15 protein-coding genes are annotated in these 15657 nt (G+C 70.7%); 9 read left to right on the top strand and 6 right to left on the bottom strand.

The genetic code is table 11. The features are described 5' to 3' along the window. Positions 1-20 precede the first annotated feature (20 nt). The 4 genes from ACGFZ2_RS02135 to ACGFZ2_RS02120 form a co-directional block, all read right to left on the bottom strand. Positions 21-473, bottom strand: a complete 453-nt coding sequence (locus ACGFZ2_RS02135; protein ID WP_393449177.1) for a hypothetical protein — start codon at positions 471-473, stop codon at positions 21-23. 133 nt (positions 474-606) lie between these two features. Beyond that, positions 607-1719 (bottom strand): hypothetical protein, encoded by a 1113-nt coding sequence (locus tag ACGFZ2_RS02130; RefSeq protein ID WP_393449174.1) that lies wholly within the window; start codon positions 1717-1719, stop codon positions 607-609. A gap of 277 nt (positions 1720-1996) precedes the next feature. After that, the gene (locus ACGFZ2_RS02125) at positions 1997-2821 is read right to left on the bottom strand and encodes an ATP-grasp domain-containing protein (protein WP_393449171.1); all 825 of its coding nucleotides are present in this window, start codon (positions 2819-2821) and stop codon (positions 1997-1999) included. Positions 2822-2944: 123 nt separating this feature from the next. Then, the gene (locus tag ACGFZ2_RS02120; RefSeq protein ID WP_393449168.1) at positions 2945-3844 is read right to left on the bottom strand and encodes a helix-turn-helix transcriptional regulator; all 900 of its coding nucleotides are present in this window, start codon (positions 3842-3844) and stop codon (positions 2945-2947) included. A gap of 95 nt (positions 3845-3939) precedes the next feature. Between ACGFZ2_RS02120 and ACGFZ2_RS02115 the strand changes: the two genes are divergently transcribed. From ACGFZ2_RS02115 to ACGFZ2_RS02105, 3 genes are all read left to right on the top strand, one after another. Then, positions 3940-5268 (top strand): MFS transporter, encoded by a 1329-nt coding sequence (locus ACGFZ2_RS02115; RefSeq protein WP_393449165.1) that lies wholly within the window; start codon positions 3940-3942, stop codon positions 5266-5268. Positions 5269-5303: 35 nt separating this feature from the next. Further along, positions 5304-6347 (top strand): zinc-dependent alcohol dehydrogenase family protein, encoded by a 1044-nt coding sequence (locus ACGFZ2_RS02110; protein ID WP_393449162.1) that lies wholly within the window; start codon positions 5304-5306, stop codon positions 6345-6347. A gap of 104 nt (positions 6348-6451) precedes the next feature. After that, positions 6452-6682, top strand: coding sequence for a DUF6886 family protein (locus tag ACGFZ2_RS02105; protein WP_393265797.1), 231 nt, complete (start codon positions 6452-6454; stop codon positions 6680-6682). Here the strand turns inward: ACGFZ2_RS02105 and ACGFZ2_RS02100 are convergent. After that, positions 6662-9337 (bottom strand): AMP-binding protein, encoded by a 2676-nt coding sequence (locus ACGFZ2_RS02100; protein WP_393449159.1) that lies wholly within the window; start codon positions 9335-9337, stop codon positions 6662-6664. The two genes, ACGFZ2_RS02105 and ACGFZ2_RS02100, sit on opposite strands and share 21 nt — an antisense overlap. Positions 9338-9504: 167 nt before the next feature. On the opposite strand from ACGFZ2_RS02100, the gene ACGFZ2_RS02095 reads away from it, so the two are divergent. The 3 genes from ACGFZ2_RS02095 to ACGFZ2_RS02085 all read left to right on the top strand — a co-directional run bounded on the left by ACGFZ2_RS02095 (position 9505) and on the right by ACGFZ2_RS02085 (position 13171). Further along, a complete protein-coding gene (locus tag ACGFZ2_RS02095; protein WP_393265793.1) occupies positions 9505-10527 on the top strand; it encodes an iron ABC transporter substrate-binding protein in 1023 nt (340 codons plus the stop codon). Positions 10528-10613: 86 nt separating this feature from the next. Then, positions 10614-12137, top strand: coding sequence for an ABC transporter permease (locus ACGFZ2_RS02090; RefSeq protein WP_393450198.1), 1524 nt, complete (start codon positions 10614-10616; stop codon positions 12135-12137). Continuing rightward, complete coding sequence (locus ACGFZ2_RS02085; protein WP_393449156.1) at positions 12134-13171, top strand: ABC transporter ATP-binding protein; 1038 nt, start codon at positions 12134-12136, stop codon at positions 13169-13171. Before ACGFZ2_RS02090 ends, ACGFZ2_RS02085 begins: the two co-directional genes overlap by 4 nt. Before the next feature lie 105 nt (positions 13172-13276). Here the strand turns inward: ACGFZ2_RS02085 and ACGFZ2_RS02080 are convergent, their stop codons facing one another. Continuing rightward, the gene (locus tag ACGFZ2_RS02080; RefSeq protein WP_393449153.1) at positions 13277-13783 is read right to left on the bottom strand and encodes a MarR family winged helix-turn-helix transcriptional regulator; all 507 of its coding nucleotides are present in this window, start codon (positions 13781-13783) and stop codon (positions 13277-13279) included. A gap of 96 nt (positions 13784-13879) precedes the next feature. Here ACGFZ2_RS02080 and ACGFZ2_RS02075 point away from each other — a divergent pair, with 96 nt between their 5' ends. Genes ACGFZ2_RS02075 through ACGFZ2_RS02065 form a run of 3 tightly spaced genes read left to right on the top strand, consistent with a single transcriptional unit; the run spans position 13880 to position 15389 of the window. Beyond that, positions 13880-14518 (top strand): NADPH-dependent F420 reductase, encoded by a 639-nt coding sequence (locus ACGFZ2_RS02075; RefSeq protein ID WP_393449150.1) that lies wholly within the window; start codon positions 13880-13882, stop codon positions 14516-14518. Then, positions 14515-14661 carry a hypothetical protein gene (locus ACGFZ2_RS02070; RefSeq protein ID WP_393449147.1) on the top strand — a complete coding sequence of 49 codons (147 nt, stop codon included), beginning with the start codon at positions 14515-14517 and terminating at the stop codon, positions 14659-14661. The genes ACGFZ2_RS02075 and ACGFZ2_RS02070 overlap by 4 nt, the downstream gene beginning before the upstream one ends. Then, positions 14658-15389, top strand: a complete 732-nt coding sequence (locus ACGFZ2_RS02065; RefSeq protein WP_393265781.1) for an alpha/beta hydrolase — start codon at positions 14658-14660, stop codon at positions 15387-15389. Before ACGFZ2_RS02070 ends, ACGFZ2_RS02065 begins: the two co-directional genes overlap by 4 nt. The last annotated feature ends 268 nt before the right edge of the window (positions 15390-15657 follow it).

The following is a 15657-nucleotide window of genomic DNA, read 5'->3' as shown; positions in this document are numbered from 1 at the left end:
GTGCACCCGCCGAACGGACCTCAGGTGTCGTACTCGCCGCTGTCCCACGGCTCAGTAAAGGCCATGTAGTCGCCGGGCTCGACGGTGACCCACCACGTGTCGTCGTCGTCCTCCGGCTCCCGGGGAATCAGGCCGAAGGTTGTACCGAACCGATCGATCGCGAAGGGCTCGACCTCGATACGGGTGAACGTAACCTCTCCAAGCTCCTTCAGCCGAGCGTCACATGCCGCCCGCCGCGCCATACGGTCCATCCGGGCTCTGGGACCGAAGGCGTCGATCCTGGCCTCCAGGAACCGGCCCTCGGAGTCGAAGAGGTACAGAGCGACAAACTCCTGACCGTCGTCGTCGCCTCGGATGGCTGGTTCGAAGGGAGTGGTGAGGAAGAACTGCCTGCCGTCAGCGGTGCGCCCCACATGCTCGGCATGATAGTCGTCATGATCGATGGCGAGACAGCGCGGCGGTCCGGCCCTCATCCCGCTCGTCCTCTCCTCGCGCCGACGGCGGGAGCCGTCGCGATCGCTACGCCAGCATCATGCCGTCCGGGTACGACAGGATCGTGTCCCAGCGATCTCACCACCGTGCACCGACGTGCCACTCGTCGTCGTGTCATCCTTCGGGATCGTGCAGTGAGGTCGGAGAGAGCAGCGGCTGAAGTAGAGCGGGGTTGATGATCGCCGGCAACCGCCGGGCTACCCCAGCGAGGAGGTCGGCGACCTGGACCCGCGGATCGTCGCGGGAGTCGACCATCACCAGCCCGGCCAGGGGCGATACGCCGGCCGGCAACGCCCCAGCCTTCTCGGCGTCTGCCGCCGACGGTCCGCCGCCGTTGGCCAGCACCTGCTGGAGGCGGGTCAACCGGTCGGCCGTGAGGGCACTCTGCTCATCGTGGATCACCAGCACCTGCCGCCGTCCGGCGCTCCAGGACAAGACCGTTTCCGCCAGCGCCGGCAGCATCGGTTCCAGCGGCGGCGGGATCGACCGGTCGTCGTTGTCGAGCCTGGTCGCCACCGCCCACACGTGGCTCGGACTGAGCCCGTTGAGGACAGCATCGGCCGGTGTGCCGAGCCCGTGTCGTACCAGCGCATCCCGGGCCTGGAAGAACCGCTCCACGGTCCGGCGATCCGGACGCCGCCGTTTGATCCGGACCAGGTCGACGAAGGCTGCCAGGAAGACACCCCAGTCGCTTCCGGCTGAGCGCCTGGCCCGGTACAGGGCGAGAGCGGCCGGACGGTCGCCCTGAGTCAGGCGGGTACCGGCCGCGTACGACGGCTCGGTCAGCAGCAGGTCGACGATCCGGGTTACGAGGAAGAACTCCTTGTCGACCAGATGGACGTGCGCGCGGCCCTTCAGCGCCGCCAGGAACCACTCCAGCGCTTCACCCGCGCCCGGGCCGCGAAGGAACTGCCCGGACTTGAACTCGTGCGGCGAGAACCGGAACCCGGACCGCAGCGCTGTGATCAGCCCGATGGCCTCGTCCGCGCCCAGGTCGACACTCGCGTGCGTGATCACCGGGGTGGTCGAACGGAGCAGATTGGTGCCCGAGAATCCGGACTCGTCACAGGCGATCTCCACCACGGCGCCAACCACCGCGTCCACCGGCGGTAGCCCGCCCTGAAACGGCGATCTCACCACCGATCCCCCCACCATGCCGACCATGGTCACCCGTACGCCCTCGTCGAACAATCCAATTGCGGCCGGGAGGCCCGCGACGGAGAACATGCTCCTGCTGGTGCTGAGGCACTGGACGACGGACCACAGATCACCGCCGAACGCGGCCGCGGGTCGTTACGAGCAGCGACGCGGGACACAGCACCAGGGTCGGGCCTGCGGTGGCGGGGTCGGCCCGCCGTGGCCGCGCGAGTCGGCCCATCCGCTTGTGCCGCCGAGCGGGTGCGCCCTGCCGGGCGTTCGGCACTGCCCGAGGCGCTGTCCGGGTGCCTCCTCCGTGGTGACGTCTCGGCGGGCGTTGTTGGCAACGTCGGTCATCGTGGAGCTGCTATCCGAAGAGGGTGGGCGGTCTTGTGAACGCGTGGTCGCGGAGAGCCAGGCGGTGGCGTGGTCCGGCCGCCCGAAGCACCACGTCGAGGACCTGGTCGGGGTTGGCGGCGTAGCTTGTGCTGAACCAGGCCATGTTCGCCTCCACCACGGCCCAGTGTTCGTCGCCGCGGTCGGCGTTGCTGGCGAGGCCGACGTCGACAACGACGGCGCTGGGCAGGCTGTCAGCGCAGGCGTCGAGCAGGCTGACGGCGAAGTCGAGCACGGCGGCGCGGTGTGGGCAGGCGGCGAGGGGAGCCGGGTCGAGCCGGCCGTTGGTGGCGTAGCGGCTGGCGGCGTGCACTGCGGCGTCGAGGACGAACAACCGATACTCCACCAGGAACGTCACGATCTCGCTGACCAGCACCGGAGTGTCGGCGGAATGGCGCTCGGCACGGGGCAGGCGGGAGCCGTCGGCGTAGACGCCGGCCGTCAGGGTCTTGTCTCGGGGCGGCTTGACGAACATTGGCGTACGGGACCAGCGTGCGTCGCCGAGAGTGGTGAGGGTGATGTCGCGGCGGGTGTACTCGTACGGCAGCTGCGCCAGCCAGTCGTCGGCCGGTTCGAGCATCGCCAGGTCGAGGTCCGCGGCGACGGCAGCGGCGAAGACCGGTCCTCCGTAGAGGTGCCCGCCCCGGGCCCGCCGCAGCTGATCTGGTGCTGACGGGTGGGGCAGTTGCTCCACTGCCAGGCCCCGTCGCCGGGCCGATTCAGCAAGCAGCTCGGCGGTCCTGTCGAGGCGCGGCGGCAGCACCAGGAAGTCACCGACCGGGACGGCGATGGTCATGACTGACGATTCTGAGGACCCGCCACGTTGCCGTCGCCTGATTATCCTCGCCGCACCCGTTGGGAGGGTTGTGGCCAGAGAAGGATCCCTCTCCGGCGCCCTTGTGGCCGGAGTTCTACGTCGTCAGTCAGAGCGTTGGGCGGCTTCTACGATGGCGGTCGCCGACCAGGTGGCGAGGATCTTCAGCCGCTCTTCGTGGATGGTTCCGGGTTCGGCGGTGTACACAGTCAGTTCGTGGACGGCGCGCGATGGTGTCGGCAGCGCGAGGGGCTGATAGGTCAACTCCAGCGCGCCGACGACAGGGTGCTGCAGACGTTTGACTCCTTCGTGCCGGATGCGGATGTCGTGTGATGCCCACATCTTCCGGAATTCGGTGCTGAGGGTGCAGAGCTCGCCGACGAGTTCCCGCAGTAGCCGGTCTTCGGGGTTTCGACCCGCCTCGGCGCGCAGCAGGGCGACGGTCGAGGCAGCGCCGGCCTCCCAGTCTGCGAAGAAGTCTTGTGATGCCGGGTCGAGGAAATGGTAGCGGGCGAAGTTCGCTCTGCCGTTGGCTGTGGTGGTGTCGCTGCTGAACATGGGTGCGTGCAGTGCACGGGCGAGCGCGTTGCTGGCGACCACGTCGAGACGTCCGTTGCGCAGGAATGCTGCCGACATCGTGATGGAATCGATCAGCCACTGCAGGTGGGGTTCGACCTTCACCTCGGTGCGTCGGGGATTTCGGCGGGCTTTCGGCCGGGCGGCGTAGGCCAGGTCGAACAGGTAGGTGCGTTCTTCGTCGTCGAGGTGCAGTGCTCGGGCCACGGCGTCGAGAACGTCTTCGGAGATTCCGCTGATGTGGCCCTTCTCCAGTCTTGTGTACCACTCGGTGCTGACGCCGGCGAGGACGGCGACCTCTTCCCGCCGCAGGCCGGGCACACGGCGCCGGACACCGGCGGGCAGCCCGGCCTGCTCGGGGCTGATCTTGGCGCGGCGGCTGGTCAGGAAGTCACGAATGGTGGTGCGATGGTCGGCCGGGTCGGGCATGTTCCCACGGTAAGCCCGAATGAACCTGGCAGAGGGGGGAGAGCTTGTACCCCCTATGAACGCCACCTTTCTCACGCCCCCGGTGCGGCGCTCAAATGGATGCGAAGACGTTTCCGAAGCTGCACAGGAGTTCATGCATGCAGGGAGAAGCCACTCCCCTGAACGGCGGTTCCCGGTCCGGCGCGAGCGCGGCCCGTTCCGCTGCGCTGCCCATGTTGATCTACGTCCTCGCTCTGGGGACGTTCCTGATGGGCACGACCGAGTTCATCGTGGCAGGTGTGTTGCCGGAGATCGCAGGTGACCTGCAGGTCAGTGTCGCCCACGCGGGTCTGCTGATCACGGTGTTCGCGATCGGGATGATCATCGGTGCGCCGCTGATGGCGATGCTCACGCTGCGGCTGCCGCAACGCGTGGCCCTCATCCTCGCGCTGGCGGTGTTCGCGATCGGCCATCTCGTGGTGGCACTCGGTGACACCTTCGCGGTGCTTCTGCTGGCGCGGTTGATCACCGCGTTCGCCACGGGCGCGTTCTGGGCCCTGTCCGCCGTGGTCGCGACCCGCGTCGCCGGGCCGGCGCGCGGAGCGCGGGCCATGGGTCTGGTGAACGCCGGAGGCATGCTCGCCACGGCGCTGGGCGTCCCGCTCGGCGCGTTCGCCGGACAGCTCATCGGGTGGCGGGGCACGTTCTGGGCGCTCGCCGTCCTGGCGCTGGCCGCCACCGCGCTGATTTCCCGTCACGTCCCCCACGAGAAGGGACGGGCCCAGTCGGCGTCGGTGCGTTCCGAACTGTCCGGGCTGCGTTCCGGGCGGCTGTGGCTGGCCCTTGCCGGCTGCGCGGCGACCACCGGTGGTGTGCTTGCCGCGTACTCCTACATCGCGCCGTTGCTCACCGACCAGGCCGGTGTTCCGGCACGGCTGGTGCCGTTGGCGCTGGTCGGGTTCGGCGTCGGCGCCCTGGTGGGGTCACTGGTCGCCGGCCGTCTCGGCGACGCTCACCCGCACGTGGTCACGCTCGTGGCGCCCGTCGTCACCGCGATCCTGCTTGGGATGATCTGCCTGGCATCGGGAATGCCGTGGCTGACAGCGGGTGTGGTCGTGCTGCTCGGGTTCTTCGGGCTGGGCGCGAACCCGGTGCTGATCGCACTGGCCGTGCGTTTCGCCGGGCGGGCGCCCACGCTGGCGTCCTCGCTGACCGTGTCGGCGTTCAATGCCGGTACCGCCGTCGGCTCCTGGATCGCGGGCCTGGCGCTGGCCTCCACGCTCGGCGCCACCGGCCCCGCCGCCGTCGGCGCGGCCATCGTCGTCCTGGCGGTGGTCCCCGCGGTGGCGTTGGCCCTCATCGCGCGCCGCCGCGCCGCGAGTCCGCCCAGATCGGGCGACGCCACGACAACCAGCGCAGCGGTCGAGACCTACGCCGCCGTCTGACAACCCCCACAAAACATCGAAGGAAGAGGAAGACCATGCGCGCAACGCTCATGTACGGTGCCGGCGACGTCCGCGTCGAGAACGTGCCGGACTCCACGATCAAGCTGCCCACCGACGCGCTGGTGCGGATCACGGCGTCCTGTATCTGCGGCAGCGACCTGCACCCGTACCACTCGATGTCCCGTGAAACCGGCCCGGCCCGGATGGGACACGAACTGATCGGCATCGTCGAGGACACCGGCTCGGAGGCGACCACCCTCAAGCGCGGTGACCTGGTCGTCGCCCCGTTCGCCATCTCCGACAACACCTGCCAGTTCTGCCGCGAGAACCTGCAGACCTCCTGCTCCCACCCCCAGGCCAACTTCTTGGACGGCATCCCCGACGAAGGCGGGCAGGCCGAAGCGATCCGTATCCCCCTCGCCGACGGCACCCTCGTCAAGCTGCCCGTCGCCGCGGACTCCGCGCTCATCCCGTCGCTGCTCACCCTCGCCGACGTCCTCGGCACCGGCTACCACGCCGCCATCAAGGGCGGCGTGCGCAAGGGCAGCTCCGTCACCGTCGTCGGCGACGGCGCCGTCGGGCTCCTGGCCGTGCTGTCGGCCAAGCGCCTCGGCGCCGAGCAGATCATCCTCATGGGCCGCCACCAGGCCCGCACCGACCTGGGCACCGAATTCGGCGCCACCGACGTGGTTACCGAGCGCGGCGACGAGGGCATCGCCAAGGTCCGGGAACTGACCGGCGGCCACGGCACCGACGCCGTGCTCGAAGCCGTCGGCCACATGTCCGCCTACGAGCAGGCCGTCGGCGTCGTCCGCCCCGGCGGCGTGATCAGCCGCGTCGGCGTCCCCCAGTACGAGAACGCGCCCATCGGCTTCGGCAGCCTCTTCCGCCACAACCTCATCCTCGCCGGCGGCCCCGCTCCCGTGCGCGCGTACATCGAGGAGCTGATGCCCGACATCCTCGACGGCACCATCGAGCCCGGCAAGGTGTTCGACGCCACCACCGACCTCGACGGCGTGCCCGCCGGCTACCAGGACATGGACGACCGCAAGAGCCTCAAGGTCCTCATCAAGCCCTGACCCCGTGCACGGCCCCGCCCTCGCTGCCGACGTAACGGCACGAGGTCGGGGCCTTCACGCACAGGCACCACGGAGACCGACCGCGCCAGCATCGTCGGCGCGGGATGCGGCGACCGCGTCCGTGCCATCGAGTACGGCTGGCTGGACGCGATGCGAACGGCCCGCTGTTCGCCTACCGGCTGCCGGCCGATCGGTTCCGGCCCTTCGGTGTCCCTGAACCCCGTGCCCACGTCGCGGTCGAGCCGATCGAGCCACTCGGCCCGCCCGAGCCCGTAGGCGACCTCCTCGACTGCCATGCCGAGGCCGGCATCCAGCTACGCGTCCTGAACGTCTAGGTGCGTACCGGGAAGACGCCTGCCGGATCGGCGGGGACGTGCCGATGAACCCGGCGGCGACGATCGGCGCTGCGAGACGCGGTGAGCGGCTCGGGTGTACCACCGCACCGCCACGGTCCCCGCCTTGCCGGCCAGGCGAGGGACGAGCATGGCGTACGCGACGCCGAACGCCAGGCTGGCCAGCAGCGCCAGGAGCAGCGAGATGTCATCGACGGGCCGGAAGATCTGCCAGTGGGTGAGGTAGATGTAGATCGAACTCGCGGCCAGGGCCGCGGCGGCCCGGTTGAGCAGGGGCAGGCTGGGGAGGTCGGCCACCCAGATCATGAGGAGCAGGCCGCCGATGATGACGGCCTCGCGCCCGGGGTCCCCGAAGAACGTCGGCACGGTCGCGACGATCGCGAGCGTCACGCACAGTTTCTGGCCGGCGGTGGAGGCCTTGGCCGCCGCCCAACCGAGGGCGAACAGCCAGAACACGACGACCGGGGTGGGCAGTTCCACGTCGGGCACGAGTTGGTAACGCGAGATGAGCCCGAGAGCGGCCAGCGTCAGCGGCAGAGCGAACGGGCGGCGGCGTTCCAGCCGGTCGACGAACGGCAGGCTGAGCGCAGCGAGAAGGATGAGCAGGTAGTAGACCAGCGCCTCGATGAACCAGAAGTGCCACCAGTAGTTCGTGCCGTCCGCGGGAGCGGTGAGGTACCCGGCGAGGAAGACGCTGCCGAGGGTGTAGTCGTCGGTGAGCAGGTACATCGCGCCGATCCAGGTCGTGGCGGCCAGCACGATGCGGGAGGTGCTGCGGGCGAGCTTGGCGATGCGTTGGCGTCGTGGCGCCGCGGTGAGCTGGAATCGGGCGAAGTTGTAGCCGGCCACCCCGAGGAGGAGGTGCGCGCCGCCGGGCAGGTCGTACACCTGGATGTGGCTGCCGACGATGAGGACGATGGCGATGGCGCGCAGCGCCACGGTGGTGTCGAGGCGACTGCGCGAACTGCGCCGGCTATCAGGCACGGCCGGAGTCGGCCCCTCCTTCTGAGCCGGCGTCGGCGGAGGGGCGGGCGCGGGCCGCAGGTCACGGATCGGTGTGGTGTGCCAGTTCGGTGGCAGGTGGCCGAGGGCCTGCTCGAGGCGGATCGACATCTCGACGTACGACAGGGAGTCGCCGCCCAGGTCCACGAAGCTGTGTTCGGCGGTGGCCTCCTTCCGACCGAGGACCTCCGCGAACAGCGCGGTCAGGTCCGGAGAAGCGGCTGCCGGAGTGGGCTGCGGCGGGGTCGCGGCGAGGGCTCGGATGGCCGGGTAGTCGGGTTTGCCCGATGCGAGCCGGGGCAGGCGGTCGAACAGGTGGACGTCCACGACGTGGCGCGGCAGCCCGTGGTGGCGGCTTACGAGGGTGTGCAGGTGGTCGCGGTCGGCGTCGCCCTCGACGGCGATCAGCAGCCGTTCGTCGTCGCCGGTGACGAAGGCGGCGTACCCGTTCGTCCGCAGCATGGTTTCGATCTGCCGTAGGTCGAGCCGGAGACCGAAGATCTTGAGGAAGTCCGTGCGGCGGCCGACGATCTCGTAGAGGCCCTCGGGTGTGCGGCGAGCGATGTCGCCGGTGCGCAGCTCGGTGATGGTGCGGCCACGACCGAGGTCGGCGGGGCGCTCGGCGTAGCCGAGCATGACGTTGCGGCCGCGGTACACCAGTTCCCCGGTGTCCGGGGCACCCTCGTCGTCGGGCAGGGGATGCAGGTGGAGGCTTCCACCGGGCACGGCGACACCGATGGTGTGCGGGTGCCGCTCCGCCAGGTCCGGGGGCAGGTAGGCGATGCGGGCAGTGGCCTCGGTCTGGCCGTACATGACGACCAGGTCGAAGCCCTTGCTGCGGCCGAGTTCCGCGTAGCGGCGTACGCGCTCGGGCGCGAGTCGTCCGCCGGCCTGGGTCACGTAGCGCAGCGTGGGCAGGGTCATGTCGGCGAAGCCGACCCGGTCGAGCAGGTCGAAGGTGTACGGGACGCCGGCGAAGCTGGTGGCACCCGTGTCGCGCACCCGCTGCCAGAAGGCGGCATCGGCCACCGACAGGTCGTTGAGGATCAGGCAGGCACCGCGCAGCAGGTGACTGTTGATCACGGAGAGTCCGTAGCAGTAGTGCATCGGCAGGGTCGTGACCGGCCGATCCGCCGACGTGATCCCCAGGTAGTCCGCGATCGACTCCGCGTTCGCCTGCAGGTTGTCGTGGGACAGGCGGACCAGGCGCGGCGACCCGGTCGAACCGGAGGTACTGAGCAGCAGCGCCAGATCGGGGTGCAGGTCGTGGGCGCTGCGCCGGCGGCGCCGGCTCGGGTGTGCGTGGTCGTCCGTGAACGTGACGTCGGGGTCGTAGGTCGCCGTCAGCCGTGCGAGCGCGGCGGGATTGTCCGCCGGCGCCAACAGCAGCGGGTGACCGGCGGCGAGCGCGGCGAGGTAGGTGACGATCGTGTCGACCTGGTTGGCTCCCGCCAGCAGGACGAGACGACGTCCGGGGCCAAGCATCGCGGCTCGGTCACGGACCCGGTCGGCGAGGTCACGGTACGACACGGCTCCCGCGGGCGTGAGCAGGGCAGGCCGGTCACCGTGCCGCGCCAGGCCGCGTGCGAAGGGCACGCCCGGGGCAGTGAGTGGATGGTCGACGAGGAGGGACACGGCGCACCTTAGGATGAACTAAGTTAGGGTGGCCTACCCTAACCTATCCGCAGATTGCCCCACCCCACCCTCGGCGCCGACCCCACCGAGAGCCGGGGTGCCGCCCAGACGAAATCAGGGTGCCCTAAATTAGGTTAGGCACACCTGCCCTACTGCTAGGAGCCTTCATGCTCAGCCTGCGCGCCGCGGCAGCACTCGTCGCCGCGGCCACCCTCGCCACCGGGCTCACCGCGTGCAGCGGCGAGCCGGACAAGGACATCACGGTCTACAGCGGCCGCACCCAGTCGCTGGTGCAGCCGCTGATCGACGAGTTCACCAAGAAGACGGGCATCACCGTCGATGTGCGCTACGGCACGACCGCGCAGATGGCCGCGCAGTTGCAGGAGGAGGGTGCCAAGTCCCCGGCAGACGTGTTCCTCTCGCAGGACGCCGGGGCCCTGGGGGCCGTGAGCAAGGCGGGACTGCTGACCGCGCTGCCCGACGAGGTGTTGCAGAAGGTTCCCGCGGCGTACCGGTCGCGCAGCGGACACTGGGTGGGGGTCACCGGCCGGTTGCGGGTCCTGGCGTACAACGCCGACCAGGTCAAGCCGGCCGACCTGCCGGCCACCGTGCTGGAGATGACCGACCCGAAGTGGAAGGGCAAGCTCGGCGTCGCCCCGACCAACGCCTCGTTCCAGTCGTTCGTCACCGCTCTGCGGGTGCAGCACGGCGACGACAAGGCCCGCGAGTTCCTGGCCGGCGTCGCTGCCAACTCCCCCCAGATCCGCGACAACAACATCGTGATCGTCGGCGAGATTCAGGACGGCAAGCTCGCCGCGGGCCTGGTCAACCACTACTACCTCTTCGAGAAGGCCAAGGAACTCGGGGTCAGCCCGGAGCAGCTCAAGGTGAAGCTTCACTACTTCCGTGACGGCGACACCGGGGGCCTGCTCAACGTCTCCGGCGTCGGCGTGCTGTCCGGCTCCGCCGGAAACAGCAAGGTCCGCTCGTTCGTCGACCACCTGCTCGGCACCGAGGGCCAGACCTACTTCGCGGCGAAGACGTTCGAGTACCCGCTGGTCGCCGGTGTGCCGACCGCCCCGGGCCTGCCCGCGCTGGCCGACCTGCACGCCCCGAAGATCGACCTGAACGATCTGGACACGCTAACCGCGTCGGTCGAGATGATCCAGGCCTCGGGGCTGACGTCCTGACCACCACCGCTCAGGCTGGGCGGGCGCAGCCGGTCGCGCCCGCCCAGCCCTCCCCTCGCAACCGGTGGCGGCGCCGCTGGCATCGACTGGCGCCCCGCCCGGCACTGCTCGCGACCGCGACAGCCGCCGTCGCGGTCGCGCTCATCCCGCTGGTCTACCTCGGCGTACGCACCGCCGAGGCGGGCTGGGACCGGGTACGCGCCGAACTGTTCACCACCGAGATGCTGCGCCTGGCCGCGACCAGCCTGGCCCTGACCGCCGTCACCACCGGCGCCTGCCTGATCCTCGGCGCCGGCGCCGCGCTGCTGGTCACCCGCACGAACCTGCCTGCCCGACGGTTCTTCGGGGTGCTCGCGGCCCTACCGCTGGCGATCCCCACCTATGTCGGCAGCTACGGCTGGATCTCGATGCTGGACGGCTTCTACGGTTTCTGGCCGGCCGTCGTCGTGCTCACGTCCTGCTGCTACCCGTACGTCTACCTGCCGACCGCCGCCGCCCTGATCGGCACCGACCCCGCGGTCGAGGAGGCTTCGCAGGCACTGGGCCGCAACCAGTGGCAGACCTTCACCGGGGTCACGCTGCGCCAGATCCGCCCCGCGCTCGTCGCCGGTGGCCTCCTGGTCGCGCTGTACGTGCTGTCGGACTTCGGCGCGGTCGCGATGCTGCGCGTCACGACCTTCACCAGCGCCGTCTTCACCTCGTTCAACCTCGGCTTCGACCGGACGGGCGCGCTCGTGCTCTCGACCGCCCTGGTGGCCGTCACGCTGCTCATCCTCGGCGCCGAACTCGCGACCCGGCGGCGCGACGCACGCTACGCCAAGATCGGCAGCGGGGTACGCCGCCCGGCCGCCGTGCTGCCACTCGGCGCGTGGCGGATCCCGGCCGTCCTCGCGCTGCTCGCCGTCGCCGCCGGGAGCTTCGCGGTGCCCACCGCAGCGCTGCTGCACTGGATGGGCGAGGGCGTCTCCCGGCCCGGGTCGCTGACGGACATCGCCACGGCTGCCGGCAACTCCCTCACCGTGTCCGCGCTCGGCACCGCCCTGACAATGCTCCTCGCCCTGCCGATCGGCCTGCTGTCGGCCCGCGCTCCCGGACCGCTGGCCATCCTCATCGACCGGCTCACCTACCTCACGCACGCGCTGCCCGGGCTGGTGATCGGCCTGTCCCTGGTGTTCTTCGGCATCCAGGTGGCGTACCCGCTCTACCAGACCACCTGGCTGCTGGCGCTGGCCTACGCCGCCCTCTTCCTCCCCCTCGCCGTCGGTGCCGTCGCGACAGCCGCCGCCCAGGCCCCGCCAAGCCTCGAGGAGGCCGCACGGTCACTGGGACGCGGGCCGCTGACAGTGCTGCGGACCGTCACCGTGCCACTCACCCTGCCCGGAATCGGCGCCGGCGCGGCACTGGTGTTCCTGACCTGCATGAAGGAACTACCGGCGACGCTGCTGCTACGCCCCACCGACACCGACACCCTGGCCACCGAGCTGTGGACGCACACCTCCGTGGCCGCCTACGCCGGCGGGGCACCGTACGCGGCGCTGCTGGTGCTGCTGTCCACCGGCCCCGCCCTGATCCTGGCCCGGCGCACCCTCAACCCGAAAGACCGACCATGACCACACTCACCGTCCGAGGCGCCAGCAAGAGCTACGGGGCGGTCCACGCACTCCGCGCGGCCGACCTGACCGTGGCGGCCGGCACCCTGACCGCGGTGCTCGGCCCGTCCGGCTGCGGCAAGACCACGCTGCTGCGCTGCATCGCCGGGTTCGAGCGCCTCGACGGCGGGGAGGTCCGTGTCGGTGACACGCCGGTGGCCGGGCCGGGCCTGCACGTCGCCCCACACCGGCGACGGGTCGCTGTGGTCGCCCAGGACGGCGCGCTCTTCCCGCACATGGACGTGGCCGGCAACGTCGGCTACGGCCTCGACCGCGCCGCCCGGCGCAGCGGCCGCGTCGAGGAGGTGCTCGGCCTCGTCGGTCTCGCCGGGTACGGCAAGCGGATGCCCCACCAGCTGTCCGGCGGGCAACAGCAGCGGGTGGCCGTCGCCCGAGCCCTGGCACCACGTCCACCGCTGATCCTGCTCGACGAACCGTTCACCGCGCTCGACGCCAGCCTCCGCACGGAACTACGCGCCGACCTGCGCGCCGCGCTCCACGCCGACGACGCCACCGCCGTCCTCGTCACGCACGACCAGGCCGAAGCCCTTTCCATCGCCGACCAGGTCGTCGTCATGCACGACGGCAGGGTGCGGCAGGAGGCCAGCCCGTCCGACCTCTACCGCAGCCCGGCGGACCCGTGGGTGGCGACCTTCATCGGCGATGCCAACCTCCTCAGGGCCACCGCCAGCGGCGGGACTGCGGAAACCGGACTCGGCACCCTCCCGCTCTCCAGCCCACACCGCGGGGACGTCACGGTCCTGATCCGGCCGGAGCAGCTGCGGCTGAACGACGCCGACGCACCGGGGGTACCCGCGACCGTCCGCCACCATCTGTTCCAAGGCCACGACGCCCTCATCGACGTCCAACTGGACGACGGCACCCGGATCACCGCACGGATCCTCGGCCAGCCGACCCACTACTCCTCGGGCACCAACGTCCGCCTCACCGTCCAGGGAAGCGTCTACGTGCTGCCGGAGCCCGCCACGTCCTGATCGCCCGCAGGACTGCGCTCGGCCTGTCGAACAGAACGGAGGCTGGGCCACTTCGGTCTCCCCGAAGTGGCCCCCCGCCGAAGGGACTGGTCAGGGCATTGTCGGTCAGCCGGCCGGGGCTGCGGCGTCGCCGGGCGTGGGGCACGGTGCGGCCTCGTGGGCCGGCCGTTCGCGGTCGCGCCGCAGGAGACGGTCGAGCAGGTCGTCCAGGGTCTTGATCTCGTCGCCGGTGTAGTCGGCGAAGACGCGCTCGAGGTTGCGCACGTGAATCTTGGCCGCCTCCTCGAGTTTCTGCCGTCCGGCCGGGGTGAGGGCGGCGAAGCTGACCCGCCGATCGGTAGGGCAGGGAACGCGTTCCACGAGACCGGCGGTGACCATCCGGTCGAGGAGCCGGGTCATCCCTCCCGTGGTGAGCGCGATCTGGCTCGCCAGGGCGCTCATCGTCAGTTTGTCCGGCGAGCGGGCGATGCGCAGCATAGCCTCGAACCAGGTATGCGGGATGCCGCACTCGCGCTCCAGCGCCTCGCCAAGCTGCCGCTCGAGCGCGCTGTACGCCTCCACGAGCCGCCCGAACGTCGTCACCAGCCCGTGGTCGACTGCGCTCTTCACCATGCCAGAAACCTTACACCACAGATGTTGACGGATCAAATAGCCGGTCGTACAGTCGTTGAGTGGACAACATCTGATCGGTCAGAGAAGGAGTGGGACATGCGTATCGCGATCCTGGGTGCCGGCAATGTCGGTGGGGCGGTGGCGACCGCCGCCGTGCGCGCCGGTCACGACGTCGTCATGGCGGCGACCAGCGCCGAGCACGCCCAGAAGGCGGCCGGCAGCGCCGGTGCGAGCGCCGCCGCGTCGAACGCCGAGGCGGTGCGGGGAGCAGATCTCGTGCTGCTCGCCGTCCCGCACGCCGCCGTCACCGGCATCGCCACCGAGCTGGGCGAGGCACTGACCGGCAAGGTCCTCGTCGACGTGACGAACCCGCTCAACGACACCTACAGCGACCTGGTCACCGGCGGCGTCTCGGCTGCGGAGCAGCTTCAGGCCCAGGTGACCGGGGCATCCGTGGTCAAGGCCTTCAACACCATCCTCGCGAGCCGCCACAGCAACCCGGTGGAGAGCGGCGCGCCCCTGGACGCCTTCATCGCCGGCGACGACGGTGCCGCCAAGGACACGGTCGCCGAGCTGGCCTCCTCCCTGGGCTACCGGGTGATCGACGCGGGCGGGCTGCGGATGGCCCGGTCGCTGGAGGAGATGGCACTGCTGAACATCTCGCTCAACGCCCGTAACGGGTGGAACTGGCAGACCGGCTGGAAGCTGGTCGGGCCGGTGGGCGGCGCAGCATGAGCGTCAGCCCCAACGCGGCGCCCGTCGAGCACCCCGACCTGTTGGCGAAGGTGCGACGCTGGAGCGGCGTCGGCACGGCGGGCCGGCTGCTGCCAGGCCCGGTTGACGCCACGGCGCCCGCGCGGACGAAGGTGCGGCGATGAGCGCGATGCAGACGTTCGCGCCGCCGGTCGTGGCCACCGCGGGCAGCACCGACGCGGATGCCCCGCTGGTGGTGCTGCTGCATGGCCGTGGCTCGCACGAGCGGGAGATCCTTCGCCTGGCCGACCACCTGCCCGTGGGCCCCACGTACGCGGCGGTGCGGGCGCCGATCGCCGAGGGCGGCGGGTACGCGTGGTTCGCCAACCGCGGCATCGGGCGGCCGGTCGCCGAGTCGTTGCGCGCGACGATGGACTGGTTCCGCGACTGGCTCGACGGTGTCGCTCCCGCGGGCCGGCCGGTGGTGCTGATCGGGTTCAGTGGCGGGGCCGCGTTCGCCGGTGGGCTGCTGCTCGACGATCCGGGCCGCTACGCCGGAGCCGCGATCCTGTACGGGACGCTGCCGTTCGACGCCGGCGTCCCGACCACGCCCGCCCGGCTGGCCGGTGTGCCCGTCGTCGTGGCCCAGGGCGAGCAGGACAGCGTCATCCCACGGGAACTGCTCGACCGTACCTGGAACTACCTGCTCTCCGAGGCCGGTGCCGCGACCCTCGCCCGCCGCGATCCGGTCGGACACGGCATCGCCGCGCCGGCGCTGGCGACCGTAGCCGGTTGGCTGCGGGAACGCTTGGCATTCCTCGCCGACCGGGTCCGCCCGACGCCGTCTCCGAGGACGTCGACAAGGCCGCCCGGCGGCCAACTCCCGCCGCCTGTGGGGCCCGCCCGACGGTGAGCAGTCAGATTCCGCAGCAGCGGCGCAGCGACAACGCGCCGGTCGAGCTGCGGGAACAGCTGTTCGCGCGTATCGCCGCGCTGCCACCCGTGCTCGCCGCGGGCCTGGCCGCCAAGGGCTGGGGCGTCGCTTCGCCCTCCCTGCCCGGCCAGCCGCCGGTGGTACTGAGCCGGATCCGAACCCGGATGTTTGTTGCCCTCGGCGACGAGGGGCTGGACCTGCCGCCTTTCGCCGAGCCTCGGCGCCCGCCCAGGGTTCGGGCGGGCGC

The organism is Micromonospora sp. NPDC048063 (assembly GCF_043202855.1).
Classification (GTDB): Bacteria; Actinomycetota; Actinomycetes; order Mycobacteriales; family Micromonosporaceae; genus Micromonospora.
Note: the sequence above shows the minus strand (reverse complement) of the source record. Positions and strands in the feature narration are given on the sequence as shown.

What these genes read in the sequence shown, in the direction of transcription:
- ACGFZ2_RS02130 (WP_393449174.1), bottom strand. Translation starts at nt 1,719, where the DNA reads ATGTTCTCCGTCGCGGGCCTCCCGGCCGCAATTGGATTGTTCGACGAG.
- ACGFZ2_RS02080 (WP_393449153.1), bottom strand. Translation starts at nt 13,783, where the DNA reads ATGGTGAAGAGCGCAGTCGACCACGGGCTGGTGACGACGTTCGGGCGG.
- ACGFZ2_RS02125 (WP_393449171.1), bottom strand. Translation starts at nt 2,821, where the DNA reads ATGACCATCGCCGTCCCGGTCGGTGACTTCCTGGTGCTGCCGCCGCGC.
- ACGFZ2_RS02115 (WP_393449165.1), top strand. Translation starts at nt 3,940, where the DNA reads ATGGATGCGAAGACGTTTCCGAAGCTGCACAGGAGTTCATGCATGCAG.
- ACGFZ2_RS02085 (WP_393449156.1), top strand. Translation starts at nt 12,134, where the DNA reads ATGACCACACTCACCGTCCGAGGCGCCAGCAAGAGCTACGGGGCGGTC.
- ACGFZ2_RS02135 (WP_393449177.1), bottom strand. Translation starts at nt 473, where the DNA reads ATGAGGGCCGGACCGCCGCGCTGTCTCGCCATCGATCATGACGACTAT.
- ACGFZ2_RS02095 (WP_393265793.1), top strand. Translation starts at nt 9,505, where the DNA reads ATGCTCAGCCTGCGCGCCGCGGCAGCACTCGTCGCCGCGGCCACCCTC.
- ACGFZ2_RS02070 (WP_393449147.1), top strand. Translation starts at nt 14,515, where the DNA reads ATGAGCGTCAGCCCCAACGCGGCGCCCGTCGAGCACCCCGACCTGTTG.
- ACGFZ2_RS02110 (WP_393449162.1), top strand. Translation starts at nt 5,304, where the DNA reads ATGCGCGCAACGCTCATGTACGGTGCCGGCGACGTCCGCGTCGAGAAC.
- ACGFZ2_RS02065 (WP_393265781.1), top strand. Translation starts at nt 14,658, where the DNA reads ATGAGCGCGATGCAGACGTTCGCGCCGCCGGTCGTGGCCACCGCGGGC.
- ACGFZ2_RS02105 (WP_393265797.1), top strand. Translation starts at nt 6,452, where the DNA reads ATGCGGCGACCGCGTCCGTGCCATCGAGTACGGCTGGCTGGACGCGAT.
- ACGFZ2_RS02120 (WP_393449168.1), bottom strand. Translation starts at nt 3,844, where the DNA reads ATGCCCGACCCGGCCGACCATCGCACCACCATTCGTGACTTCCTGACC.
- ACGFZ2_RS02075 (WP_393449150.1), top strand. Translation starts at nt 13,880, where the DNA reads ATGCGTATCGCGATCCTGGGTGCCGGCAATGTCGGTGGGGCGGTGGCG.